The organism is Microbacterium sp. Beta (genome assembly GCF_005502545.1).
GTDB lineage: Bacteria > Actinomycetota > Actinomycetes > Actinomycetales > Microbacteriaceae > Microbacterium > Microbacterium oxydans.
The window spans coordinates 109,519-132,084 of the sequence record NZ_SCOG01000010.1 but is presented as its reverse complement, the minus strand read 5'-3'; the positions used below and the strand labels follow the sequence as shown (position 1 = coordinate 132,084).

Below are 22,566 nucleotides of genomic sequence, written 5' to 3'. Positions count from 1 at the left end.
GGCTACCCCGCAGCCCCTCCTGGCGCCTACCAGGTGCCCGTCGGCGGCTACACGGCTCCCTCCGGCGCCTACCAGGTGCCCACCGCACCGGCTCCCTCGTCCTCGCGGCTCTTCGGGACGCTCGCCCTGGTCTTCGCTCTCGTCGCGGCGGTCGTACCGGCGATCGTCGTCAGCGTCAGCGCGTTCGAGATCGGTCGGTACCTGCCCAACGGCGCATCGGTCACCGCCGATGACCTCCGGGTGCTGACCCCGGTCCGGGATCAGGTGCTCTGGGCGGAGCTCTCGTTCTGGCTCGGGACCCTCGTCGGCGTCGCCGCGATCGTCCTCGGCATCATCGCGATCGCCAAGAAGCGTGGCCGGGGTGCAGGAATCGCCGCTCTCGTGGTGGCGGTCCTGGCGTCGGTGATCTTCTTCATCGCACTGGTGGTGGCTCTCACGACCGGCGCCGCTGCGGGGATGTCGAACTTCTCGGCCTGACCGCACTGCCGGTAGGCAGCTGCCGCGTCAGCGCGGCGCGTGGTGTTTCTGCTGCGCCGCCAGGAGTCCTTCGTCGACCAGCAGCTCGACCGCATCGGCGGCATCCGAGACGAGGATCGGCAGGTTCGGCCGCTCTTCCTTGCCGAAGGGTGCCAGCACCCAGTCCGCAGGATCCTGACGCCCGATCGGACGACCGATGCCGACTCGCACGCGCGGGAAATCCGCCGTGCCCAGCGCTCTGGCGACGTCGCGCACACCGTTGTGCCCTCCGTGCCCGCCGCCCGTCTTGAGCTTGACGGTGTCGAACGGGATGTCGAGCTCGTCGTGCACGACGACCACCTGCTCGGTGGGGACCGAGTAGAACCGCGCCAGAGCCGCCACCGGCGTGCCCGAGACGTTCATGAACGTATTGGGCTTGGCGAGCACCAGCTTGTCCGCGCCAGGGCGCAGCCAGGTCTCGACGACGCGCGCTCCCCCCTTGTGCTCGCGGAACGCCTCGGAACGCCGCGAGGCGAGCTCATCGACGACCATCTGTCCGATGTTGTGTCGAGTGCTCTCATACCGCGGGCCGGGGTTGCCGAGCCCCACCACGAGCCAGGTCGATGGCATGTCCTCGTCCTCTCCCTGTCCGGGGCTGCAGCCCGGTCAGGATACGACAGAGGGGACGCGATCGGATCGCGTCCCCTCTGTGATGAATCAGTCGGAGATCACTCCGCGGCGGCCTCTTCGGTCGCCTCATCGGCGGACTCGCCTTCGGTCTCCGCCTCGTCCTCTTCCGCGGGTGCGGCGGGCACGGAGATCGCGACGACGAGCACCTCGGGGTCGGAGAGCAGCGTGGAGCCCTTGGGGAGCTGCACGTCGGCGGCGGTGATGTGCGCGCCCTCTTCCAGGCCCTCGACCGAGACCTCGATGTTCTGGGGGATGTGCGTGGCCTCGGCCTCGATCGACACGGTGGTGGCGTCGAGGTTCGCGATCGTACCGGGAGCCGACTCGCCCGTGACGATGATCGGGACGTCGATGGCGACCTTCTCGCCCTTCTTCACGACGAGCAGGTCGATGTGCTCGATGATCTGGTGCACCGGGTCCTTCTGCACGTCCTTGACCAGAGCGAGCTGGGACTTGCCCTCGATGTCGAGCTCGAGCAGCGCGTTCGCGCGGCGCAGGATGAGCGAGACCTGGTGGCCGGGGAGTGCGACGTGCACCGGCTCCGTGCCGTGACCGTAGATGACGGCGGGGATCTTGCCGGCGGCGCGGAGGCGGCGGGCGAAGCCCTTGCCGAAGCTCTCGCGGAGCTCGGCCTGGACCTTGGTGTCTTCAGACATGGGTTCTCCTTCGGGGCACGCAGCGAAGGCGCCGCGCGGTGGTCTTGGAATTTTCGAACTCGCTGACGCAGGAGGAAAGCCACCGGGCTTGCTTCGCCGCGTCGATAACGGATGTTCGCGCACGCGCAGAAGCATCCCTCGCCGAGGTACAGCCTCAATGGTACCGGATGACCCGATAGGCTGAGGACACCGGTCCTTTTTCTGCAGAACACGGAGAACCCCCATGCTCGACGGCGCCTTCCTCTCGCACGCACTCCTCTGGCTGATCGGCGCCATGACCGTGTGCGCGGCCGTCACCTCGTTCATCGCGCTGTTCGCGATGGGCCGCTCGGGTTACCGCAAGGACTGACAAGCGACAGCGGCGCTAGCGCTGCCCCACCGCCGCGGCGATGAGCGCGGACGCGGTCCGCACGTCCGCCGCCGCGTCGATGCTGATGCCCTCTTCGTCTGCATCGAGCGACTCGAGGGTCTGCAGCTGGGAATCCAGCAGTGCGGCCGGCATGAAGTGATCCACGCGCAGGCGCATCCGTTCCTCGAGGACGTCGCGACCGATCGCCAGTTCGGCGAAGAAGGCCTCCGGCGCCTCGTCTCTGATGAGGTCGCGATAGACGCGTCGAAGCGCTGAGCACGCGACCACGACGCGCTCCTCCGCCTGGAGGGTCTTCCCGACGAGGCGGAGCCAGGGCTGTCGATCCGCATCGTCCAGCGGAACTCCCGCAGCCATCTTGCCGACGTTCTCCGGCGGATGCAGGTCATCGCCGTCGATGAACCGCGCTCCGAGAGAGTCGGCCAGGAACGCGCCCACCGTCGACTTGCCGGAGCCACTCGGACCCATCACCACGATGCGCACGCTCATGCGCCTCTTCCGAAGTCGATGAGCACCTTGCAGGAGCTCGCAGGGTCGGCGGCCCGTGCGAACGCCTCGAGCGCATCGTCGACCGGCAGCACGTGGCTGATGATACCGCGCACGTCGAGGCTGCCGTCGGCGAGAGCGGCGATGACCTCGTCGAACTCCGCCCCGAAGCGGAACGATCCGCGCAGGGTGAGTTCGCGCGTGATCGCGGTGGCCATCGGCGCCGGCACGTCGCCCCCGCGCTGCAGCCCCAGCATCACCACCACGCCCCCGCGGACGGCGGCGGAGACGGCGGCCGCGAGACCGGGGACGGTGCCGCTGGATTCGATCACGACATCGGCGTGCAGCTCGGAGATCTCGCTCTCCGCCCTGGCGTCGATCGACAGGATGCCACGCGCTTCGGCGATCTCCCGCGGCAGCTGCTGCAGATCGGTGACCGTCACGGAGGTGGCCCCCTCCCGCTGGGCGACGGCCGCGACGAGTTGGCCGATGGGTCCGGCGCCGATGACCACGACGCTGCGACCTCGGACGTCGCCGGCTCGCCGCACACCGTGCCAGGCGACCGCGGCCGGTTCGGCCAACGCCGCCGTGCGCAGATCGAGGCCGGTGGGGAGAGCGTGCAGCATCCGCGCGGGGAGCGCCACGCGACGGGCGAAGGCCCCCTGGGTGTGAGGCAGGTGCATCGCCGACCCGAGATACGTCGATGCCGGTGCGAGGTTGGGATGCTCGGCCGGCCAGGGTGTGCGCCCGTCCCCGTGCGCGGTGAGCGGGTGGACGGCCACGGGCGTGCCGACTGCCGGCCCCGAGCCGTCGGCTGCGGCGACCGTCACGACACCGGACACCTCGTGCCCGAGGATCATCGGCTCCCGCAGCACGGAGGCCCCGGCGGCTCCGTGCCGCCAGTAGTGGAGGTCTGACCCGCAGACGCCCCCGAAGGCCACGTCGATCACGGCGTCGTCCGGTCGGGCCATCGGCGCACCGATGTCTTCGATCCGCAGATCGTCGGCGGCATGCGCCACCACAGCGAGGTTCTCCACCACGCTCCTTCCCCGGTCACACGAAGGGCGTGACCAATCGGATGCCCGCCACATCGACGGTCACGGTCTGTCCTGGCGCCACGACCGCCTGGGAGTGCGGCGCGCCGGTCATGATGACGTCCCCGGGACCCAGCGGTGACCACGCGGCCACATACGCGAGGCATTCCCGGATCGACATCGGCAGCTGAGCGCTCCCGGTGGCGGCGACGCGGCGACCGTCGATCGCCACCTCGAGCGTCACATCGTCGATGCCTGCGTCGGTGTCGATCCAGGGACCGAGCGGGGTGTAGCCCTCCCCCGACTTCGACTCGAAGTTGCGCGGGTCGACCTCGGCACGCTCGGGACTGGAGAGGTCGTTCACGGCGGTGACGCCGAGGACGTACTCCTGCGCGTTCTGCGCCGTCAGCCCTGCGGTCGGGCGTCCGATCACGACGGCGATCTCGCCCTCAGCCACCTGTGCACCGGCGTCGCGGCGCAGCGTCACCGTCACCCCGCTGCCGACCACGGTGCGCGGGCTCTTGAGCCACGCCTGCACCGGCGAGGCGTGGTCAGGGCCGTTCTGGGCGATGCCGATGATGACGACCGGATCCACCGGCGCGATGACGGTCCCCTCGACGGTCTCGCCGATGTCCCCCGGCTCGGTCCCGCCGGCAAAGGCCGCGAAGGGGTCGGTGATCGGCACCGGGCCGTGGATGCCGTCCCGCACCCACACGGGGCCACCGGGTGCGGCGACGCGACCGATGCGCATCAGACGACCGCCGTCATGCCGCCGTCGACGAACAGCGTCTGCCCGTTGACGAAGTCGCTCGCGGAGCTCGCAAGGAACAGCAGAGCGCCGACGAGATCCTCGGTGTCTCCCCACCGACCGGCGGGGGTCCGTCCGCGCACCCAGTCCGAGAACTGCTCGTCGGCGACGAGCGCCTTCGTGAGCTCGGTGGCGAAGTACCCGGGGGCGATCGCGTTGGCCTGGATGCCGTGCGGGGCGAGGTCGGCGCACAGGCCCTTCGTGAACATCACGATCGCGCCCTTGGTCGCCGCATACGCCGCTATCGAGGGGCGGGCGAGCTGAGATTGGACACTGCCGATCTGGATGATCTTGCCCGAACCGCGCGCGATCATCCCGGCGGAGACCCGACGTGACAGGTGGAAGACGCTGGACAGGTTGGTCTGCACGAGCGCATCCCAGTCCTCGTCCGCGAACTCGGCGATGGGCGCGCGTCGTTGGACACCGGCGTTGTTGACGAGGATGTCAGGGGCGCCGACCAGCCGTTCGACCGCGTTCATCCCCTCGTCGACCGCTGCAGCATCTGTCACGTCGAAGACGACGCTGTGCACGTCGGCCCCGGTCGTGCGGGAGATCTCCCTCGCCGACGCGTGCGCCTTCGCCGCATCGCGCCCGTGCACGACGACGGTCGCTCCGGCTCCGGCCAGCCCCGCGGCGAGCGTCTTCCCGATGCCCTGGCTCGACCCGGTGACCAGCGCCGTCCGCCCCGTGAGATCGAAGGCGGCCAGTCCCGCAGGCAATGCCGTCATCGCCCCACGGCCTTGATCGAGACGGTGGTGGCGAACACGTCGTCGCCGGCCTCGGCGCGCGAGACCTTGATCGCGTCGTCGACGCGGGTGAGGTCGCGACGGAGGGTCTCGGGAGCGAGGAACGTCGATGCGGTCGTGATGAGAGCGAGCACCGCCATGTAGATGGCCAGCAGCACCCAGTTGCCGTCGCTGACCGCGATCAGGTACGCGCCGAGGACACCGGCGAGGCCGCCGGCGAGCACGGCGGAGATCTCGCGGGCCATGGCGACGCCGAGGTACCGGTGACGGTTTCCGAAGAGTTCGGGGAGCATGGCGCACTGCGGTCCGAGCATGCTGTTCACCGCCACGCCGATGCCGATCGCGATCACACCGATCGCGATGGCGTAGTTCCCGAGCGACAGGAGCCACCATGCGGGGAACGTGTAGACGAGCATGAAGACCGCACCGAACCGGTACACCGTGCGGCGGCCGAAGCGGTCGGACAGGTGCCCTGTGAACGGCACGGAGAAGACGCCGATCAGCGAGCCGAGGGTGACGCCCCACGTGAGCAGGCTCTTGTCGGCGGTGTCGCCGACCACCGTCACGAAGAAGGCGAGGCCGAGCGTCTGGAACATGTACGAGCCGCCGTTCTCCGCCATGCGCAGCCCGACGCCCACGATCACGCCGGGGAGACCATGCGTGAAGATCTCCCGGATCGGACGATCGGCGATCTGCTCGTGCTTCTCGAGTTCGACGAACGTCGGCGTCTCCCGCAGCCGCATCCGGATGAACAGCGCCAGCAGGATCAGCGCGAAGGAGGCGAGGAACGGCACACGCCATCCCCAGCTCAGCAGCTGGTCCTCGGGGAGCAGGGTGATCAGGCCGAAGACGACCGCAGCGAGCAGCGTGCCCGCCTGGATGCCGACGAACGGAAGAGCCGAGAAGAAGCCGCGGCGCTTCACCGGCGCGTACTCGGCCATCAGCACGGTCGCCCCTGCCTGCTCCGCACCGGCACCGAAGCCCTGCAGCAGTCGCATCAGCACCAGCAGGATCGGCGCCCACACGCCGATCGCGGCGTACGTGGGAAGCAACCCGATCGCCGTGGATGCTCCACCCATCAGCACGATGGTCGCGACCAGCACCCACTTGCGTCCGAGCTTGTCGCCCAAGACACCGAAGAACAGTCCACCGAACGGACGCGCCAGGAATCCGACGCCGAAGGTCGCGAACGCGGCGACCGTCGCCATCGCCGGGTCGTCCTGGGGGAAGAACAGGACGTTGAAGATCAGGGCGGTCGAGAGGCCGTAGAGCGCGAAGTCGAAGTACTCCAGCGCGCTGCCGATGCTCGACGCGAGCGTCGCGCGGCGCAGATTCGCCGCGTATTCCGGGTCGTCCGACGCTGCTCGGGCTGAGGTGCGGGGGTCTGTCACGGCCATCTCCTTCGATCGGCTTCGCCTGCGGCGTGATGACGACTGTACCAGCCTGTTGAATTCTGTTCAACCCTTTGGACGGGTTGTGGCCCGCTTTCTCGCGCACGAAGAATCGCCACCCCTCAGGAGGGCGGCGGCGCGTCCGGGGAGGTCAGCGTCGGACGGCAGCGCTGAACGGGTTCGTCAGCGCGGCGGCGGCCTCGCGCAGCGCCTCGCCCACACGCTCGATCCGCTCGTAGTCGGCCTCGGCCGCACGGATCGCGACACCGAGCGCGAGCGGCGGATCGGTCGGCGCCCACCCCTCCAGGGGCACGGCCACGCCGACGATGCCACGGAAGGATTCCTCCGCGTCCAGCGCCCAGCCTCTGCGGCGGGCTGTGGCGAGCACCTCGAGAAGCCCCGACATGGTGGTCGCGCTGCGCTCGGTGAGCTGCGGGAAGACGGCGTCAGCACCGAGGAGTTCGGTCACCTCGTCGTCGCTCATCGCGGCGAGGAGCGCGCGTCCGGTCGCCGACAGCGGGGCCGGGAGACGAGACCCGAGCGGGGTGCCGAGACGGAGCGAGCGCGAGCCCTCGTGACGGGCGAGGTACAACGCGTCCGTGCCGTCGAGCATGGCGACCTGCACCAGTTCGGAGGCGAGCTGCGGCGAGGCCTCGCACACGCTGTAGAACTCCCGCACCTGGTTGAACTGCGCGGCGAACGCGCCACCCAGTTCGGCGGTGCGCACGCCGAGGCGGTAACCCTGCGGCGTGCGGTCGACCATGCCGCCGGCCTCGAGCGCGAGACAGAGGTTCGCGGTCGACGACTTCGCCAGTCCCAGGTCCCCGGCCAGCTCGGTGAGCGTGCGCGGGCCCCCGGCCTCGGCGAGGATCCCGAGCAGGCGGATGCTGCGGGTCACGGCGGGTGCGGGGTCTCGCCCCTCGCGGGTGTCGTCATCCATGGCCGCGCCTTTCGCGCTCGGGATCCCTCAGGCGGTGAAGACCTGCAGGTCGATCAGTAGAACTCGACCGTATCGACCACCGCGGCCAGCGGCTCGCCGTCCAGCAGGCGTGCCGCATTCTCCGCGAAGCGTCGAGCGATCCGCTCCTCCTCCTTGGAGCTGAGGGCTGCGGTGTGTGGGCTCACCAGCACGTTCGGGTGCCCCCACAGCGGCGAGGCGGCATCGAGCGGCTCCTGCTCGAACACGTCGAGGGCGGCGAAGGCCACGCGACCATCGTCGAGCGCGCCGAGCAGCGCGACCTCGTCGATAACGGTGCCACGACCCACGTTGGCGATGATCGCACCGGGCTTGACAGCCTCGAGCACGTCGGCGCCGATCAGATGGTGCGTCTGCGCTGTGCCGGGAAGGGTGACGACGATCGCGTCGACACCGGCCACGGCCTCGGTCAGCTCGCCCAACGGCACGAGACGATCCACACCCGCCACCGGCTCACCCGAGCGCGTCGTGCCCCACACCCGCGCGCCGAGCGCATGGAAGCGCCGTGCGCATTCCGAGCCGATGCCGCCGAGACCGACGACCAGGACCGTCATCTCGTCGAGCTGACGCATCTCCCAGCGATCCGGCCAGGTGCGCGTTCCCTGGTCGGCGAGGAGGCGCGGGAGGTTCTTCGCACCGGCCATGACCCCGAACACCGCGAACTCCGCGAGCGGGCCGCCGTGCACGCCGGCGCTGGTGGTGAAGACCACACGGTCGAGCTGGGAACGGTCGAGGCCGGCAGCCTTGACCGAGGCTCCACCCCCGGCCGCGGTCGTCATGACCCAGCGCAGCCGCGGGTTCGCAGCCACCGTGCGAGCCAGAGCCCCCGCGTCGACATCGGGGATCCCGAAGAGCACGTCTGCGGAATCGACCAGCGCATCGAAGGCCCGCTGCTGCTCCGGCGTGCGCGTGTACTGAGGATCACCCGACCAGTCGGCAGGACCCCGCATCGGCGGCATCAGATCGTGGTCGCGGAGCACCTCGAGGCGCGGCTCGAGCTCCTCGATCAGTCGGCACAGCTCTTCCCGCAGCGGCACCGCCACGACGGCACGCAGCTTCTTCTCGGTCCCCGTCATCTTGGTCCCCTCCTCGGGAAGTCTGAATCACTCACCTTAGCCCAGTTCCATCCTGTTGGACACTGTTCTATCTGTTGGATTGTTGCTACGGTGTGCGCATGAGCAACACACCTGCCACCGTCGGCGTGGTCGGCCTCGGCGCGATGGGTCGCCCGATGGCGGACCATCTGCTCGCCGCGCACGGTCGGCTCGTCATCCATGCCCGCCGCCCTCAGCCGGAACTGCTGGCTGCCGGTGCCTCCTGGGCGGAGACGCCACGTGAACTCGCCTCCAGAGTAGACGTCCTTCTCATGATGCTGCCCGACCTCCCTCCTTTCGAAGCCATGCTCGACGGGCCGGACGGGTTGCTGGCCGACGCCGGCGACCTGCTCATCCTGATCGGGTCCACGTCGTCGGCGCCGGCCGTGCGCGCGCTCGCGGAGCGGGTGGGCGCACAGACGCAGGGACGGGTGCGAGTCGTCGACTGCCCTGTCTCCGGCGGTGAGGACGGTGCGATCGCCGGAACCCTCTCGATCATGCTCGGAGGGGACCAGGAGGACGCGGCGATAGCCGCCGAGGTGCTCGCCCCCTGCGGCAACCCTGTGCTGCTCGGCCCGCTGGGGGCGGGCGAGGTCGCCAAAGCCTGCAACCAGCTCGTCGTCTCCGCCACGATCATGGCGCTCGGCGAAGCCACGGTGCTCGCTGAGCGCTCGGGACTCGACCTCGATGCGCTCTGGTCGCTGCTCTCGGGCGGATACGCCGGATCGCGCCTGCTCGACAGCCGCCGCGAGAAGCTCGTCACCGGTGACGACTCCCCCAGCGGCATCGCGCAGTACATGGTGAAGGACCTCGGCTTCGCCGCCGACATCGCCGAGGCCACCGGCACCGCGCCCGTGCTGCTGCCCACCCTGCGTGCGGCTTTCGACGAACTCGTCGCCGCCGGGCTCGGAGAGCGCGACATCGCGGTGTCGCGGCGCTTCATCGCCTCCCGCGACATCGCCTCTCACGACATCGCCTCTCACGACATCGCCTCTCACGACACAGGTCGCCACTGACCTCCCGGACAGCGATACTCTGAAACCACCCCTTCTTCACGATCTCGAGGAGCCTTCTGTGCCCGAAGCATCAGCGAACATCGGAGTCGTCGGACTCGCCGTCATGGGCTCGAACCTCGCCCGCAATCTCGCCAGCCGCGAGGGCAACACGGTGGCGATCTTCAACCGCAGCTACGAGAAGACCCAGACGCTCCTCGACGAGCACCCCGAGGCCGGCTTCGTACCGGCCCGCACCTACCAGGAGTTCGCCGACTCGCTGCAGAAGCCGCGCACCGCGATCATCATGGTCAAGGCCGGGGGTCCGACCGATGCGGTCATCGACTCGCTGGTCGAGGTGTTCGAACCGGGCGACATCATCGTCGACGGCGGCAACGCCTATTTCCCCGACACCATCCGTCGCGAGAAGGCCGTCCGCGAGACCGGCATCAACTTCGTCGGCGCCGGCATCTCCGGCGGCGAGGAGGGCGCACTCACCGGACCCTCGATCATGCCGGGCGGCTCGGACGAGTCGTGGGTCACCCTCGGGCCGATCCTCAAGTCCATCGCGGCGATCGCCGAAGGCGAGCCCTGCGTCACCCACGTCGGCCACGACGGCGCCGGTCATTTCGTCAAGATGGTGCACAACGGCATCGAGTACGCCGACATGCAGCTCATCGCCGAGGCCTACGACCTCATCCGGCGCGGCACCGGCAAGTCGCCCGCCGAGATCGCCGAGATCTTCGCCGAGTGGAACCGGGGAGAGCTCGAGTCGTACCTGATCGAGATCACGGCCGAGGTGCTCCGCCAGGTGGACGCCGAGACCGGCAAGCCGCTCGTCGACGTGATCCTCGACCAGGCGGGAGCCAAGGGCACCGGCGCCTGGACCGTGCAGACCGCGCTGTCGCTCGGCGTACCGGTGTCGGGCATCGCCGAGGCCACGTTCGCCCGCTCGCTGTCGTCGCACCCCGAGCAGCGCGCCGTCGCCGGCGGCCTTCCCGGCCCCGACGAGGAGTTCACGGTCTCGGCCGAAGACACCGAGCAGTTCATCGAGGACGTGCGCCTGGCGCTGTATGCGTCGAAGATCGTCGCCTACTCGCAGGGCTTCGACGAGATCCGCGCCGGCGCGGCCGAGTACGGCTGGAACATCGACCTCGGCGCGATCTCCAAGATCTGGCGCGGCGGCTGCATCATCCGTGCGCAGTTCCTCAACCGCATCGCCGATGCCTACGCGGCGACCCCCGACCTCCCCGTGCTGATGACCGCACCCTACTTCGCCGAGGCGTTCACCCGGGCGCAGTCGTCGTGGCGTCGCGTCGTGGTGACCGCAGCGCAGGCGGGCATCCCGGCTCCGGCGTTCTCGTCGTCGCTGTCGTACTACGACGGCATCCGCGCCGACCGCCTCCCTGCCGCTCTCGTGCAGGGGCAGCGCGACTTCTTCGGTGCGCACACCTACAAGCGCATCGACAAGCCGGGCACCTTCCACACGCTGTGGTCGGGCGACCGCACCGAGATCGAGGCGGAAGACACGCACTGACGTCCCGTCGACGAAGGGCCGGGTACCGCGAGGTACCCGGCCCTTCGTGCATCATGACCCCCGCGGGTCACGACGGCTCGCCGCTCACGGCGCCGCAGCGATCCCCTCCCTCGTGATGTCGCGCACCGTGCCCTTCGCGAGACGGAGACGCCGGGTCGCTCGCCGCGCCACCGCCGAGTCGTGGGTCACCACGATGACCGTGATCCCCTCGACGCACAGCGATTCGAGCAGCGCCAGGATCTCGTCCCGCATGCTCTCATCGAGGTTGCCCGTCGGCTCGTCGGCGAGCAGCACTCGCGGCTTCTTGACGAGGGCACGCGCGATGGCGACCCGCTGCTGCTGCCCTCCGGAGAGCTCCGCCGGCAGATGGTCACCTCTGTCGTCGAGACCGACGTGGGCAAGAGCCTCCGCGACCCTGGCGCGTCGCTCGGCCCTGTCGACCCCCAGCGACTCGAGCGCCATGTCGACGTTCTCGGTGGCGGTGAGAGTCGGGATCAGGTTGAACCCCTGGAACACGAACCCGATCTCCTCCGCCCTGATCCGGGTGAGCTCGGCGCTCGAAGCGGACGCGAGTTCGCTGCCGTCCAGCAGAAGCGATCCGGTGGAGGGTGTGTCGAGGGCGCCGAGCAGTTGCAGCAGGGTCGACTTGCCCCCTCCGGTGGGGCCCTGGATCGTGACGAACTCGCCGGACATGATGTCGAGGTCCACACCCGTCAGCACTTTCACGATGCGCCCCTTCTGCGTGTATGTCCGGGTGACGCCCGTGACACGGTATAGCGGCTGCTCCCTCCCGTCTGTCGGCGCCGTCGGTGCGAGGTCTGCCGTGGTCATGGTCTTCTCCTTCTCTGGGCTGTCCTTCTGTGGGGATGTCGGGTTCGGTCGCTCATCGTTCGCCCGAGACCTGGTCATGCGACCGAGCGCAGCGCCTCGGCGGGACGGAGACGGGCGGCCCTCCAGCCGCCGAACGCTCCGGCGACGACACCGCCGAGCACGGCGAGTCCGACGGCGGCCAGCAGCACCCCCGGCGTGAAAGGTGCCTGGAGCACGATGTCCGCCGTCTGCTGTCCCTGGAACACCGCCCCGCCTCCGGTCGGGCCACCGCCCATGCCGCCAGGACCTGCTTGACTTCCCCCACTCGCAGCGACGGTGGGACGCAGGACGTTGATGAGCACGATGCCGATGACACCCAGGACGAGGCCCGCGGCTCCCCCGATGAGTCCCTGCAGCATCGACTCGCCCGCTACCTGGCGAACGACCCGCCCGTTCGACCAGCCGATCGCCTTGAGGGTTCCGAACTCCCTGGTGCGACGGCCCACGCCCGAGAGGGTGAGCAGCACGGAGAGCAGCAGAGCGACGGCGAGGACGATGACGGAGAGCCAGGTGCCGAGGTTCGTGATCAGCGCCGTGGCGCTGGAGAGGGAACCCGACACCGTCGAGGCGAGCTCGGACTGCGACGTGACGGTGGCGTCAGGGAGCTCTTCGGCGAGCGCGGACTGGACCGCATCGATCGAAGCGGCCGAATCGGCCTGGACGTACACGGTGGAGATCACGTCGTCGACTCCGGCGAGCGTCTGCGCTGTGCGCAGCGGCAGATACACGTTCGCCGCCGTGTCCGCACTGTCGGACGTGGATCCGAGGATCCCGACGACCTCCACATCGGAGCCGGCCACGTCGATGGTGTCTCCGACCGTGATCCCGTTCGTGGAGGCGTACGTGCTGTCGACCATGGCGACCAGTGCCTCGGCGTCATCGGCGTCGAGACCGCGACCGTCCGTGACCGTGGCCGAGGCCATCGGTCCCACGGCGGTGGCAGCTGGATCGATGCCGAGCACGGAGAAGGAGTCCACCCCGAAAGAGCCCCCGCCGCCCGCTGCGCCATCCGGTGGCGTCTGCCCTTCCTCCGGCGCGGCGGGCTGCTCGCCGTCCTGCGGCGCGAATCCACCGCTGGGCACCTCGCCGGAGAACGTGGAGTTCGTGAGGCTCAGCGCCCCGGATGCCGCCGAGACGCCGTCGGTCGCGGCGACGGTGTCGAGCACGGACGAGTCGAGGGTGCCGCGCAGGAAGTCGGTTCGCAGCGTGGACTGTGCGAGCGTGGTGGTCTCACCATCGCTCTCACCGGCATCCGCATCGAAGTCGAAGCGCGGCCCCTCCCCCTGGCCCGGCTCGGCGGCAGCGCCCGTGACCGTGAGGTCGGTGCCGACTCCGTAGACGGACGCGAGAGCCTGCGCCTGGGCGTCCCGCACCCCCGCGGTGAGGGCGTTGACCACGATCACCAGTGCGATCGCGATCGCCAGCCCGATCGCGACGATCAGGGTCTGCTTCCTGCGTCCGGCGAGTTCGCGCCGCAGATATGTTCCGTACATCTCTCTCCTTCCGCCGCGGCCATCGCGGGGCGAGATCGACGTTAGGAATCGCGCATAAGCGGAATCGAGGGTCCGGTGATGAGAACGCTATGGAGCGCGGATCACACCGCCCGCACGGCCTCCACGAATGCCCTGGCGCGGACAGCGAGAGCGTCGAGGTCGCCGCCTGAGGTCGCCGCATCGCCGACCAGAGGTCCACCGACCCCGACGCCGAAGGCACCGGCCGCGAGAAAGTCGCCGACGGTGTCGACGCTCACACCTCCCACGGGGATGATCCGCGCGTGCGGGAACGGATCACGCACGGCGCGGATGAAGCCGGGACCGAGTGCCGACGCGGGGAACAGCTTCACCGCCGCGCTGCCGAGGTCGTGACCGCGCTGGACCTCCGTCGGCGTGTAGACACCGGGCAGGACGCCGATGCCGCAGCTGACGGCGTAGGGCACAGATGCGCTGAGCGTCGGGGTGACCATGAACTGCGCGCCGGCCGATACGGCGCGATCGACATCCGCCTCGTCGAGCACGGTGCCGGCGCCGATCAGCGCGTCGACCGGAGCGTCGTGCACCACCTGCGCGATCGCCTCCTCCGCGTCGGGGAGGGTGAGCGCGATCTCGAGCGTGCGCACGCCGGCTTCCAGGAGGGTCCGTGCCGCGGCGACCGTCGCATCGACGTCGGTTCCGCGGAGGATCGCGACGAGCCGCGTGCGGCGCAACCGTTCCCGCAGCTGTTCGTTGTCGACGGCGCTCACAGCGCGCCCTCCCCTGCGATGCGGGCCGTCGGCACCGAACCTCGCCACGGGTATGCGGGGACCCCTCCGACCTCGACCCGCACGCCGAGAAGCGCACCGTCGGCGTCAGCTGGTTCTGCCAGGCCGATGCTCGCGGTGGTGATCACGAGCAACCGGTCAACGAGGGCTACGGCGGTCGGACGCTTCGCCGGAAGGACGATGGTCTCCACGAGCTGACCGTCGGGAGAGTAGCGGCGCACCTCGGAGGCGTCCCAGACCGCGACCCAGAGCATGCCCTCGAGGTCGATCGCCATGCCGTCGGGGTTGCCGCCCTCGACCCGGCACACCGTGCGGCGATTCGACAGCTCCCCGTCCGGCGCCACGTCGAAGGCCTCGATGCTGCGGTCCGGCAGAGTGTCGATGTAGAACAGCGTGGATCCCGTGCTGTCGAAGGCGAGACCGTTGGACACCGTGACCCCTTCCAGGCGAGCAGTCGGCTCACCATCGGGGTCGATGCTCCACAGCGTGCAGTGCGGTTCGCGGGGCATCGACTGGGTGCCCACCCAGAAGCGACCGACCGGATCACCGCCGCCGTCGTTCATGTAGTCCCCCGGTGCGGCGATGTCATCCGTGAGTGGGCAGACGGCTCCGTCGTCGCTCACGTGCACGACGCGACGATCGACTCCGACCAGCCAGCCCTGCCCCGGCTGCGCGAGCGGGATCGGGGCACCGATCTGCGCGCCGACGACGACCGCGGATCCGGGGATCACTCGCCCGCCGTCGATACGCCCGCGGTGCAGCGAACCCGTGGCCATGTCGATCCAGGCGAGGCTGCCGTCGCGACCGTCCCACCGTGGAGACTCGGCCTGGACGTATCGGGCGTCGGAGAGGATCTCGACGGTTCGGGAGGGCAGGGTGTGCGACATCCGGGGGCGTCCTTCGCTGGTAGCTCGTAACCGTTATGTGGCAGACTATCTCACAATATGCATAACACTTGCGAGAAATGTGGACAGACGATGATGAAGGCGGGAAACAGCTGATGGCTCCGACACTCCATGGCTTGATGCCCATCCTGGCAACACCCTTCGACGAATCGGGCGCCCTCGACCGTGCCGGCCTGCGTCGGCTGGTCGAGTTCCAGCTCGCCTCCGGGGTCGACGGTGTCGCCGTCTTCGGCATGGCGAGCGAGGGCTTCGCACTGACGACGGAGGAACGTCGGACGATTCTGGACGATGTCGTCCGGGTGGTCGACGGCCGGATCCCGGTGATCGCCGGCGTCAACGGCACGTCCACCGCGACCTCGATCGAGCAGGCGCTCCTCGCGGAGGAAGGGGGTGCCGACGCGCTCATGGTGCTTCCGCCGTTCATGGTGAAGCCGCCGGCAGCGACGCTCGTCGACTTCTACGGCGACGTGGCCGCGGCCACGTCGCTCTCCGTCATGGTGCAGGACGCTCCCGGCGTCACCGGCGTGGTGATGGCTCCGGCTCTCATCGCCGAGATCGCCCGGCTCGACGGCGTCGACTCGGTCAAGGTGGAAGCTCCCCCGACGGCACCCAAGGTCGGGGCCGTGGTCTCGGCGATCGATGACCCCGACTTCGCCGTGCTCGGCGGACAGAACGCGCAGTTCTGCCTGGAGGAGTACGCCAGGGGCGCCGTCGGCACGATGCCCGCCTGCGAGTTCCCCGACCTGCTCGGCCCGGTGCTCGACAGGTTCCTGGAGGGGCGCGTCGACGAGGCCAGAGCCGAGTTCCGTCGTATGCTCCCTCTCGTGCTCATCGGTCTGCAGGGCGGCATCGCATGGGCGGTGCACAAGGAGGTTCTCGTCGCGCGCGGCATCATCGACCACGCGACGGTCCGCTACCCCGCGTCGCGCCTCGACTCCGGCAGCCGTGCGTCCGTGAAGCTCGTGATCGACGAGCTCGCCCTTCCCCCCATCCCCACCACGGTGCGCGTGTGACCGGCCGCGGCGTGCTGCTGATCGGCGGCAGCTCCGACATCGGTCTCGCGATCGCCCGTGCCTTCGCCGACGGCGGGGACACCGTCGTCGGCGTGGGGATCGATGACAGCGACGACGCCGTCTTCGCGCGGTATCTCGTCGCGGACTGCAGTCGGCCGGAGGCCGCCGATCGCGCCGTCGCGGATGCGGAGCAGGCTCTCGGCCGACTCGATGTCGTCGTGCTCGCCGCCGGACGCATGCCGATCGCCCGCGCCGAGACCACGAGCGACGAAGACTGGCGCGGCGCCCTGGGGGCCACGCTCGACTCGGCGTTCTTCGTGGCGCGCGCGGCTCTTCCCCGCCTCTCCGCCGGATCGTCGATCGTCGCGGTGACCTCCGTGAACTCGTCGCTCGCCGCCCCGGCCTTGGCCGCCTACGCAGCCGCCAAGGCCGGAGTGGACGGCCTCGTACGGCAGCTGGCGCTGGACTACGGCCCCCGAGGCATCCGCGTGAACGCCGTGCAGCCGGGCAGCATCTCCGCGCAGGACACCGGCGAGAGCGAGGGCTACCCGCTCGGACGCATCGGCCGTCCGGAGGAGGTCGCGTCCGTCGTGGCGTTCCTCGCCTCCGACGCCGCGTCCTTCGTCACCGGCACGTCGATCGCGGTCGACGGCGGCCTGTCGATCTCCTCCCCCGCGGCCTGGCTCAAGCCGGTGCTGCGCGAACGCTGGCTCTGACCCGCTCACCTCTACGAAGAAGGCCGCGTCCCTTTCCGGGGACGCGGCCTTCTTCGTATCTCCAGCAGCTCTCGATCAGGAGTTGGCGTCGAGCAGCCCCTGGACTTCCTTCTTCAGCGCGTTGAGGCCGGCCTGCACCTCGACCTGCCCGGCGAGGATCGTCGCGACACCCGCGCCGATCGCGGCGTCGATCTGCGCGGTCACCGCGACGCGGTCCCACGCGGCACCGCGTGCATGCTCGGAGACCTCGGTGCGGAAGGCTCCCTGGAACTTGTCCGCTGCGAGGGCGGGGATCTTGTCCGCGACGCTCTTGGCGGCCGGGGCCACAGCGGAGTTCTCGTAGAGCGCGGTCGCCGCTTCGACGTTCGTCGCGGCGTAGAGGATGAAGTCGCGGCTCGTGAGCTCTCCCTCACCCGCCGTCGCGAAGACACCACTGCCCCAAGCCCGGTTGAAGGAGTCCTTGCCACCGGCGGTCGGACGCGAGATCGCGCCGATGTTGTCGATGATGCTCTGCGCCGCACCGTTCGTCTTGACGAAGGTCGACGCGAGCGGGGCATCGTCGTACAGGGCCGCCCGACCGCTCGCGAACAGGATGCGGGCATCGCTGCGTGCCACGTTCGTCTGCGTCAGACCGGCATCCTGCAGGGACTTGTACCAGGTGACGGCCTTGACGCTCTCGGCATCCCCGAGGGTGCACGTGAGGTCATCGGTGACGACGTCGCTGCCGAAGCCCCACATCCACGGGACGGCGTCCTTCAGGTCGGGGTTCTTCGTGACGGCGGCGTAAGGGATCAGCGACGAGTCCTGCTTCTTGATCTTCTCGAGCGCCGTGGCGAACTGCTCCACGGTCATGCCCGACTTGATGCCGACGCTCTTCGCGATCTCGCCGTTGGTGATGATGCCGATACCGGCAGCCGTGAGCGGGAGCACGAGCAGCTTGCCGTCCATCGTGTAGGAGTCGAGCACACCCTGCGGGATGCCCAGCCCCTTCGCGAGGTCGGAGAGGTCGGCGAGCACGTTCATGGGGGTCAGCACCTGCCACCCGCCCGACTGCCCGACGCCCATAAGGTTGCCGGAGCGTCCGGTCAGAGCCAGCTGCGTGGCGGCCTGATCGTAGGGGTAGATGACCGGGGCGACCTTGACGCCCTCCTGCTTCGAGAAGCCGTCGAGGATGCCCTGCCACGCCGACTTCAGAGCCTCTTCGCCGAGCGAGTTGCCGTAGAAGTTGATGGTCTTGGCCTTGGTGGCTCCTGCGGCCGTGGCTCCGGCTCCGGTGCCGGGGGCGGCGGGGGTCGCACAGCCGGCGAGCGCGAGTGCGCCGAACGCCGCCAGGACGGTTCCGCCTCCGAGGAAGGCTCGGCGGCTCAGCTGCGAGTTCGAGATGTTCATGGAGACTGCTCCTTCGGGATGAGGGGTGACGAGCGGTGCTGCGGTGCGGCGCTATCCCTTGACCGCCCCGGCGGCGAGGCCGGAGACGAAATAGCGCTGCAGGAGGATGAAGATGAGGACGAGTGGGAGGGAGGTGATCAGGGACGCCGCCATGAGCGCGGGCCAGTCCGCCGTGCCCTCGCGGATGAACGCCTGGGTGAGACCCGCCGGCAGCGTCTGCTTGTCGGGTCCTGCGAGCGTGAGGGCGAAGAGGAGATCGCTCCAGCCCCGCATGAAGGCGAACATCCCGGCGGTGATGAGTCCGGGGACCACGAGCGGGAACACGATGCGGAACATCGTCCCCGTGCGCGAGAGTCCGTCGACCTTGGCCGCCTCGATGATGTCGTCCGGCAGTGCGTCGATGATGCCCTTCAGCAGGAACACCGCGAGCGGCAGCGTGAACGTCGTGAACGAGATGATCAGTGCCGTATAGGTGTACAGCAGCCCTGCCGAGCTCAGCATCAGGTAGAGCGAGATGAGCAGCAGCGCACCGGGGATCAACTGGCCGATGAGGAACATGAACATGACGGCGTTGCGACCGCGGTAGCGGAACTTCGACAGGGAGTACGCCATCAGTCCGCCGACCAGGACGGCGAGCAGAGCGGTTCCGGTGGAGACGATGATGCTGTTGAGGAGGTTCTTCAGCAGCAGGTCGTTCTGGAAGAAGCCGATGAAGTTCTCGAAGGTCGGATCCACAGGGAAGAACGGACGGTCGAGGGAGAAGACGTCCTCCTTCTTCGTGAAAGCGGTGGCCGTGAGCCAGTACACCGGGAGCAGGCCGAACAGCGCCAGCAGCAGGAGCAGGACACGTCCCGGGATGGACAGGTGGGGGCGGATGATCGACTCCCCCACATCGCGACTACGGCGCATCACTTCTCCAGCCGTCGGTTGAGGAACAGGTATCCGGTGGTGATGATGGCCAGCAGGACCAGCCAGAGCGTGCCCATGGCTGAGGCCTTGCCCAGCTCGTAGCTGCCGAAGGCGAGATCGTAGAGGCTGACCGCGAGCGTCGTGGTCGAGTTGCCCGGCCCTCCACCGGTCATGACGAAGATCGTGTCGAAGTTGCCGAAGTTGTAGATGAACTCCAGGACGGCGACGAGGGTCACGGGGCCTGCGATGTGCGGCAGGGAGATGTGGCGGAACCGCTGCGCGCGAGTCGCTCCGTCGATGGTGGCGGCCTCGATCTGCTCGCTCGGAAGGGTCTGCAGCACCGCGAGGGCCACGACCATGATCCAGGGGAACGAGTGCCACGTCTTGGCGATGACCACGGCCGCCATGGCGCCGGTCGGGGTGCCCAGCATGCTGACCTCGGGAAGGCCGAACACCGAGAGCACGTGGTTGACGACGCCGTAGCTGTCGTTGAAGATCCACGCCCAGAGAAAGGAGACGACCACACCGGGGAGCAGCCAGGGAAGCATGAGGGCCCCGCGCAGGATGTTCCGTCCGCGCATGCGGGCGTTCAGCAGCAGCGCCAGGGCCACGCCGAGCACGAGCGGGAAGATCGTGGAGAGCGACGCGAAGACGAGGGTCGTGCCGAGCCGCGCGAAGAACTCGTCCCAGACGGCCGCGTAGTTGTCGAGACCGACGAACGTGCGCTCCGGACGCAGGAGGGATTGATCGAACAGGCTCGTGAAGATGCTCGACACGAGAGGGAAGATCGCGATCACGAGGAACAGGAGGACCGCGGGAAGTGCGATCATGAAACCGAAGGTGCGATCCTTCGCGCCCAGCGTGGAGCGTCGCCCGGAGCGTGGCTCGACGGCCTTCTGCTCGCTCTCTGCGGGCCGCTCGAGTATGGCTTGTTGCATTGCAGTCACTTTCCAGTAGAGACGACCCCCGCGGGGCCCTGCGCGTCGTCGTCACAGTCGTCGACGTCGACGTGCGGCCAGTTAACCACAATGCAGATGCGAAATCCACAAAATGCATACGACACCCACATTTGTGTTGCTCGAAGCCATTTCTCTGAATAGGATGACTGGCAGCGGTGACCAGCCGCGACGTCGCCCACGCGGCGGCAGTACTGAGGAGGAGTGACCATGGCATCGGAATCGGTGGGCGGCACCCAGACCGTCGAACGGGCGATGTCGTTGCTCGCCTGCTTCACCGAGGAATCGGGCGAACTGCGGGTCTCGGAGCTCTGCACCCTCACCGGGCTCGGCCAGTCCACGGTCTCGCGGATGATGTCGGCGCTGGACCGCATGAAGTTCGTGGTCCAGGACCCGCGCACCGGCCTGTACCGCCTGGGTCCGGCCGCCGTCTCGCTCGGCACGATCGCCCTCAACGGCTCCCCCATCTTCCGCGCAGCGCGGCAGATCGCGCAGAACCTCGCCCGCCGGATCGAGATCGGTGTGAACGTCGCCGAGCTCAGCGGCTTCACCTTCATGTACCTGTGCAACTTCGAGGGGGCGCTCGCACCGAAGTCGTTCGACATGGCGGGCCGCACGGGTCCCCTGCACGCCACGGGCATCGGCAAGGCACTGCTCTCCGGCATGACCGACGCGCAGGTGGACGAGTACTTCGCGCAGGCACCGCAGCGCTTCACCCCGCACACGATCGTCGACCGCGAGGCCATGCAGCTCGCGCTCGATGAGACGCGCAGCCGCGGCTACTCGACCGAGATCGAGGAACTCGCCTTCGGACGCGCCTGCATCGCCGCCCCGATCCGCAACCGTGCGGGCGAGATCGTGGCCGGCATCTCGGCGAGCGGCCCGCTGTCCGTGTTGGATCTGCACGCCCCGCATCAGGAGCTCGCGCTGCAGCTGATCGAAGCAGCCGACGAGATCTCCGTCGCCCTCGGATACAGCCCTTCCCGCACCGCATCCGCGTTCGCCGCGCTCTGACGCCCGGCCGCGACGCTCCCTACCCCTGACCGCGGCACCAGCCGCCGGCCGCTCGCCCATCGATGTCTTTGGAGACCCCTGTGAGAATCACGCGCGTCCAGACCTTTCCCCTCTACCTCTCGAAGGAGGAGGCGAACAACTCCTACGCGGGCGACACCGCCGTCGACCACCGCGGCTATGTGATCCGCCCACCGTGGCGGAGCCTGTACTCCCCCGGTTACGAGACCCTGCTGGTGAAGATCGAGACCGACGAGGGGCTGATCGGGTGGGGCGAAGCGCTCGCTCCGGTCGCCCCGATCGTGGTCGCGGCGATCGTGGACAACCTGCTGGCCCCGCTCATCCTCGGCGAGGACCCGCGTTCGGTGCGCACGCTCTGGCACCGGATGACCGAGTCGATGCGCGAGCGCGGGCACCTCACCGGCCATCAGGCCGACGCCTTGGCAGCCGTCGACATCGCCCTGTGGGACCTCTGGGGTCACGCGACCGGGCTCTCGGTCTCGGAGCTCGCCGGCGGACGCTTCCACGAGGTGCTGCCCACGTACGTCTCGGGCATCCGCGGCGTAGACGACGTCGAGCGCGCGGAGAAGACGGCCGAGCTCGTCGAAGGGGGCGTGCGGCGCATCAAGCTGCACCTCGGCGTCGACATCCGCACCGACCTCGCCACCTACGATGCGGTCCGCGGCGTTCACCCCGACCTCGACGTCGCGCTCGACGCGCACTGGACCTACCGCCTCGGCGAGGCCCGTGCTCTCGGCCGGGAGCTCGACGACCGCAGGGCCTGGTTCTTCGAGGCGCCACTCGCTCCGGAAGACGTGGAGGGCCACCGAGACCTCGCTTCCGCGCTCGCGACACCGATCGCGGTCGGCGAGGCGATGCGCAGCCGCTTCGAGTTCACCGACTGGCTCACCCGCCGCGCGGTCGGCCTCACGCAGCCCGACATCGGCCGTACCGGCATCACCGAGGGTCTCGCGATCTCGGCGGTCGCCGACGCCTTCCACGTGCAGGTCGCCCCTCACCACTCGGCGGCCTTCGGCATCGCGATGGCCGCCGGCGTTCACGTCGCGGCGAGCGCCGCCTCGCTCCTCGCGTTCGAGTACCAGCCGTTTACGCTCCCGGTCGCCAACCGTCTGCTCACGACGCCCCTCGAGGTACGCGCCGACGGCGGCTTCGTCGTCCCGACCGGCCCGGGCCTCGGCGTCGCGGTCGACGAGGACGCGATCAAGGAGTATGTGCGCCACTGAGTCGTCAACTCTCCTCAGAATCGCGCAAATGGTCGCATCCGCCTGGCGGATGCGACCATTTGCGCG

Annotated in this window: 24 protein-coding genes; 8 read left to right on the top strand and 16 right to left on the bottom strand. The window is 69.1% G+C overall.

Going from position 1 to position 22,566, the window contains the following annotated elements; translation table 11 throughout:
- On the top strand, nt 1-477 hold a 477-nt coding region (locus FFS56_RS12110; protein ID WP_249352977.1), incomplete at its 5' end, for a hypothetical protein.
- A gap of 27 nt (nt 478-504) precedes the next feature.
- Here the strand turns inward: FFS56_RS12110 and pth are convergent.
- Both pth and FFS56_RS12100 read right to left on the bottom strand, forming a co-directional pair.
- The gene (gene pth / locus FFS56_RS12105) at nt 505-1,086 is read right to left on the bottom strand and encodes an aminoacyl-tRNA hydrolase (RefSeq protein WP_046748930.1); all 582 of its coding nucleotides are present in this window, start codon (nt 1,084-1,086) and stop codon (nt 505-507) included.
- A gap of 98 nt (nt 1,087-1,184) precedes the next feature.
- A complete protein-coding gene (locus tag FFS56_RS12100) occupies nt 1,185-1,799 on the bottom strand; it encodes a 50S ribosomal protein L25/general stress protein Ctc (protein ID WP_046748929.1) in 615 nt (204 codons plus the stop codon).
- 223 nt (nt 1,800-2,022) lie between these two features.
- Between FFS56_RS12100 and FFS56_RS20930 the strand changes: the two genes are divergently transcribed.
- Nucleotides 2,023-2,148: a hypothetical protein gene (locus FFS56_RS20930; protein ID WP_017828452.1), complete on the top strand. Its 126-nt coding sequence runs from the start codon at nt 2,023-2,025 to the stop codon at nt 2,146-2,148.
- A 15-nt stretch (nt 2,149-2,163) separates the two neighbouring features.
- On the opposite strand, the gene FFS56_RS12095 is transcribed toward FFS56_RS20930, so the two are convergent.
- The 7 genes from FFS56_RS12095 to FFS56_RS12065 form a co-directional block, all read right to left on the bottom strand.
- Nucleotides 2,164-2,655, bottom strand: coding sequence for a gluconokinase (locus tag FFS56_RS12095; protein ID WP_046748928.1), 492 nt, complete (start codon nt 2,653-2,655; stop codon nt 2,164-2,166).
- Nucleotides 2,652-3,689: an alcohol dehydrogenase catalytic domain-containing protein gene (locus tag FFS56_RS12090; protein WP_127011949.1), complete on the bottom strand. Its 1,038-nt coding sequence runs from the start codon at nt 3,687-3,689 to the stop codon at nt 2,652-2,654. Before FFS56_RS12090 ends, FFS56_RS12095 begins: the two co-directional genes overlap by 4 nt.
- Before the next feature lie 16 nt (nt 3,690-3,705).
- Nucleotides 3,706-4,437: a fumarylacetoacetate hydrolase family protein gene (locus FFS56_RS12085; protein ID WP_046748926.1), complete on the bottom strand. Its 732-nt coding sequence runs from the start codon at nt 4,435-4,437 to the stop codon at nt 3,706-3,708.
- Nucleotides 4,437-5,222, bottom strand: a complete 786-nt coding sequence (locus FFS56_RS12080; protein ID WP_046748925.1) for an SDR family oxidoreductase — start codon at nt 5,220-5,222, stop codon at nt 4,437-4,439. The genes FFS56_RS12085 and FFS56_RS12080 overlap by 1 nt, the downstream gene beginning before the upstream one ends.
- Nucleotides 5,219-6,637 (bottom strand): MFS transporter, encoded by a 1,419-nt coding sequence (locus FFS56_RS12075; protein WP_046748924.1) that lies wholly within the window; start codon nt 6,635-6,637, stop codon nt 5,219-5,221. Before FFS56_RS12075 ends, FFS56_RS12080 begins: the two co-directional genes overlap by 4 nt.
- Before the next feature lie 145 nt (nt 6,638-6,782).
- Complete coding sequence (locus tag FFS56_RS12070; RefSeq protein WP_046748923.1) at nt 6,783-7,571, bottom strand: IclR family transcriptional regulator; 789 nt, start codon at nt 7,569-7,571, stop codon at nt 6,783-6,785.
- A 53-nt stretch (nt 7,572-7,624) separates the two neighbouring features.
- On the bottom strand, nt 7,625-8,683 hold the full coding sequence (locus FFS56_RS12065; protein ID WP_127011948.1) for a D-2-hydroxyacid dehydrogenase: 1,059 nt from the start codon (nt 8,681-8,683) through the stop codon (nt 7,625-7,627).
- A gap of 98 nt (nt 8,684-8,781) precedes the next feature.
- Between FFS56_RS12065 and FFS56_RS12060 the strand changes: the two genes are divergently transcribed.
- Together FFS56_RS12060 and gndA are read left to right on the top strand one after the other, a co-directional pair.
- On the top strand, nt 8,782-9,717 hold the full coding sequence (locus FFS56_RS12060; RefSeq protein WP_046748921.1) for an NAD(P)-dependent oxidoreductase: 936 nt from the start codon (nt 8,782-8,784) through the stop codon (nt 9,715-9,717).
- Between the two features lie 58 nt (nt 9,718-9,775).
- Nucleotides 9,776-11,230 (top strand): NADP-dependent phosphogluconate dehydrogenase, encoded by a 1,455-nt coding sequence (gene gndA / locus FFS56_RS12055; RefSeq protein WP_058632437.1) that lies wholly within the window; start codon nt 9,776-9,778, stop codon nt 11,228-11,230.
- Between the two features lie 84 nt (nt 11,231-11,314).
- Here the strand turns inward: gndA and FFS56_RS12050 are convergent, their stop codons facing one another.
- The 4 genes from FFS56_RS12050 to FFS56_RS12035 all read right to left on the bottom strand — a co-directional run bounded on the left by FFS56_RS12050 (nt 11,315) and on the right by FFS56_RS12035 (nt 15,244).
- Nucleotides 11,315-12,061, bottom strand: coding sequence for an ABC transporter ATP-binding protein (locus FFS56_RS12050; RefSeq protein WP_127011947.1), 747 nt, complete (start codon nt 12,059-12,061; stop codon nt 11,315-11,317).
- Nucleotides 12,062-12,135: 74 nt separating this feature from the next.
- Complete coding sequence (locus FFS56_RS12045) at nt 12,136-13,593, bottom strand: ABC transporter permease (RefSeq protein WP_127011946.1); 1,458 nt, start codon at nt 13,591-13,593, stop codon at nt 12,136-12,138.
- Nucleotides 13,594-13,694: 101 nt separating this feature from the next.
- Nucleotides 13,695-14,339 carry a bifunctional 4-hydroxy-2-oxoglutarate aldolase/2-dehydro-3-deoxy-phosphogluconate aldolase gene (locus FFS56_RS12040; RefSeq protein ID WP_197077707.1) on the bottom strand — a complete coding sequence of 215 codons (645 nt, stop codon included), beginning with the start codon at nt 14,337-14,339 and terminating at the stop codon, nt 13,695-13,697.
- A complete protein-coding gene (locus FFS56_RS12035) occupies nt 14,336-15,244 on the bottom strand; it encodes an SMP-30/gluconolactonase/LRE family protein (RefSeq protein WP_127011945.1) in 909 nt (302 codons plus the stop codon). Before FFS56_RS12035 ends, FFS56_RS12040 begins: the two co-directional genes overlap by 4 nt.
- A gap of 137 nt (nt 15,245-15,381) precedes the next feature.
- On the opposite strand from FFS56_RS12035, the gene FFS56_RS12030 reads away from it, so the two are divergent.
- Entirely contained in the window at nt 15,382-16,275 is an 894-nt protein-coding gene (locus FFS56_RS12030) for a dihydrodipicolinate synthase family protein (protein ID WP_227751368.1), read from the top strand.
- Nucleotides 16,272-16,991 (top strand): SDR family oxidoreductase, encoded by a 720-nt coding sequence (locus FFS56_RS12025; RefSeq protein WP_046748917.1) that lies wholly within the window; start codon nt 16,272-16,274, stop codon nt 16,989-16,991. The genes FFS56_RS12030 and FFS56_RS12025 overlap by 4 nt, the downstream gene beginning before the upstream one ends.
- Before the next feature lie 75 nt (nt 16,992-17,066).
- Here the strand turns inward: FFS56_RS12025 and FFS56_RS12020 are convergent, their stop codons facing one another.
- The 3 genes from FFS56_RS12020 to FFS56_RS12010 are packed head-to-tail and all read right to left on the bottom strand — an operon-like array spanning nt 17,067 to nt 20,227.
- The gene (locus tag FFS56_RS12020; protein ID WP_127011944.1) at nt 17,067-18,380 is read right to left on the bottom strand and encodes an extracellular solute-binding protein; all 1,314 of its coding nucleotides are present in this window, start codon (nt 18,378-18,380) and stop codon (nt 17,067-17,069) included.
- 51 nt (nt 18,381-18,431) lie between these two features.
- Nucleotides 18,432-19,289: a carbohydrate ABC transporter permease gene (locus FFS56_RS12015; RefSeq protein WP_052674532.1), complete on the bottom strand. Its 858-nt coding sequence runs from the start codon at nt 19,287-19,289 to the stop codon at nt 18,432-18,434.
- The gene (locus FFS56_RS12010; protein WP_045262209.1) at nt 19,289-20,227 is read right to left on the bottom strand and encodes a sugar ABC transporter permease; all 939 of its coding nucleotides are present in this window, start codon (nt 20,225-20,227) and stop codon (nt 19,289-19,291) included. The genes FFS56_RS12015 and FFS56_RS12010 overlap by 1 nt, the downstream gene beginning before the upstream one ends.
- 228 nt (nt 20,228-20,455) lie before the next feature.
- Between FFS56_RS12010 and FFS56_RS12005 the strand changes: the two genes are divergently transcribed.
- Nucleotides 20,456-21,259, top strand: coding sequence for an IclR family transcriptional regulator (locus FFS56_RS12005; RefSeq protein WP_046748916.1), 804 nt, complete (start codon nt 20,456-20,458; stop codon nt 21,257-21,259).
- A gap of 80 nt (nt 21,260-21,339) precedes the next feature.
- Complete coding sequence (locus tag FFS56_RS12000; RefSeq protein ID WP_127011943.1) at nt 21,340-22,500, top strand: mandelate racemase/muconate lactonizing enzyme family protein; 1,161 nt, start codon at nt 21,340-21,342, stop codon at nt 22,498-22,500.
- Nucleotides 22,501-22,566: the final 66 nt, after the last annotated feature.

Bases quoted from the DNA above. Each gene is read 5' to 3' on its own strand.
- pth (WP_046748930.1), bottom strand. From the start codon at position 1,086: ATGCCATCGACCTGGCTCGTGGTGGGGCTCGGCAACCCCGGCCCGCGG.
- FFS56_RS12100 (WP_046748929.1), bottom strand. From the start codon at position 1,799: ATGTCTGAAGACACCAAGGTCCAGGCCGAGCTCCGCGAGAGCTTCGGC.
- FFS56_RS20930 (WP_017828452.1), top strand. From the start codon at position 2,023: ATGCTCGACGGCGCCTTCCTCTCGCACGCACTCCTCTGGCTGATCGGC.
- FFS56_RS12095 (WP_046748928.1), bottom strand. From the start codon at position 2,655: ATGAGCGTGCGCATCGTGGTGATGGGTCCGAGTGGCTCCGGCAAGTCG.
- FFS56_RS12085 (WP_046748926.1), bottom strand. From the start codon at position 4,437: ATGCGCATCGGTCGCGTCGCCGCACCCGGTGGCCCCGTGTGGGTGCGG.
- FFS56_RS12080 (WP_046748925.1), bottom strand. From the start codon at position 5,222: ATGACGGCATTGCCTGCGGGACTGGCCGCCTTCGATCTCACGGGGCGG.
- FFS56_RS12075 (WP_046748924.1), bottom strand. From the start codon at position 6,637: ATGGCCGTGACAGACCCCCGCACCTCAGCCCGAGCAGCGTCGGACGAC.
- FFS56_RS12070 (WP_046748923.1), bottom strand. From the start codon at position 7,571: ATGGATGACGACACCCGCGAGGGGCGAGACCCCGCACCCGCCGTGACC.
- FFS56_RS12065 (WP_127011948.1), bottom strand. From the start codon at position 8,683: ATGACGGGGACCGAGAAGAAGCTGCGTGCCGTCGTGGCGGTGCCGCTG.
- FFS56_RS12060 (WP_046748921.1), top strand. From the start codon at position 8,782: ATGAGCAACACACCTGCCACCGTCGGCGTGGTCGGCCTCGGCGCGATG.
- FFS56_RS12050 (WP_127011947.1), bottom strand. From the start codon at position 12,061: ATGACCACGGCAGACCTCGCACCGACGGCGCCGACAGACGGGAGGGAG.
- FFS56_RS12045 (WP_127011946.1), bottom strand. From the start codon at position 13,593: ATGTACGGAACATATCTGCGGCGCGAACTCGCCGGACGCAGGAAGCAG.
- FFS56_RS12035 (WP_127011945.1), bottom strand. From the start codon at position 15,244: ATGTCGCACACCCTGCCCTCCCGAACCGTCGAGATCCTCTCCGACGCC.
- FFS56_RS12030 (WP_227751368.1), top strand. From the start codon at position 15,382: ATGCCCATCCTGGCAACACCCTTCGACGAATCGGGCGCCCTCGACCGT.
- FFS56_RS12020 (WP_127011944.1), bottom strand. From the start codon at position 18,380: ATGAACATCTCGAACTCGCAGCTGAGCCGCCGAGCCTTCCTCGGAGGC.
- FFS56_RS12015 (WP_052674532.1), bottom strand. From the start codon at position 19,289: ATGCGCCGTAGTCGCGATGTGGGGGAGTCGATCATCCGCCCCCACCTG.
- FFS56_RS12010 (WP_045262209.1), bottom strand. From the start codon at position 20,227: ATGCAACAAGCCATACTCGAGCGGCCCGCAGAGAGCGAGCAGAAGGCC.
- FFS56_RS12005 (WP_046748916.1), top strand. From the start codon at position 20,456: ATGGCATCGGAATCGGTGGGCGGCACCCAGACCGTCGAACGGGCGATG.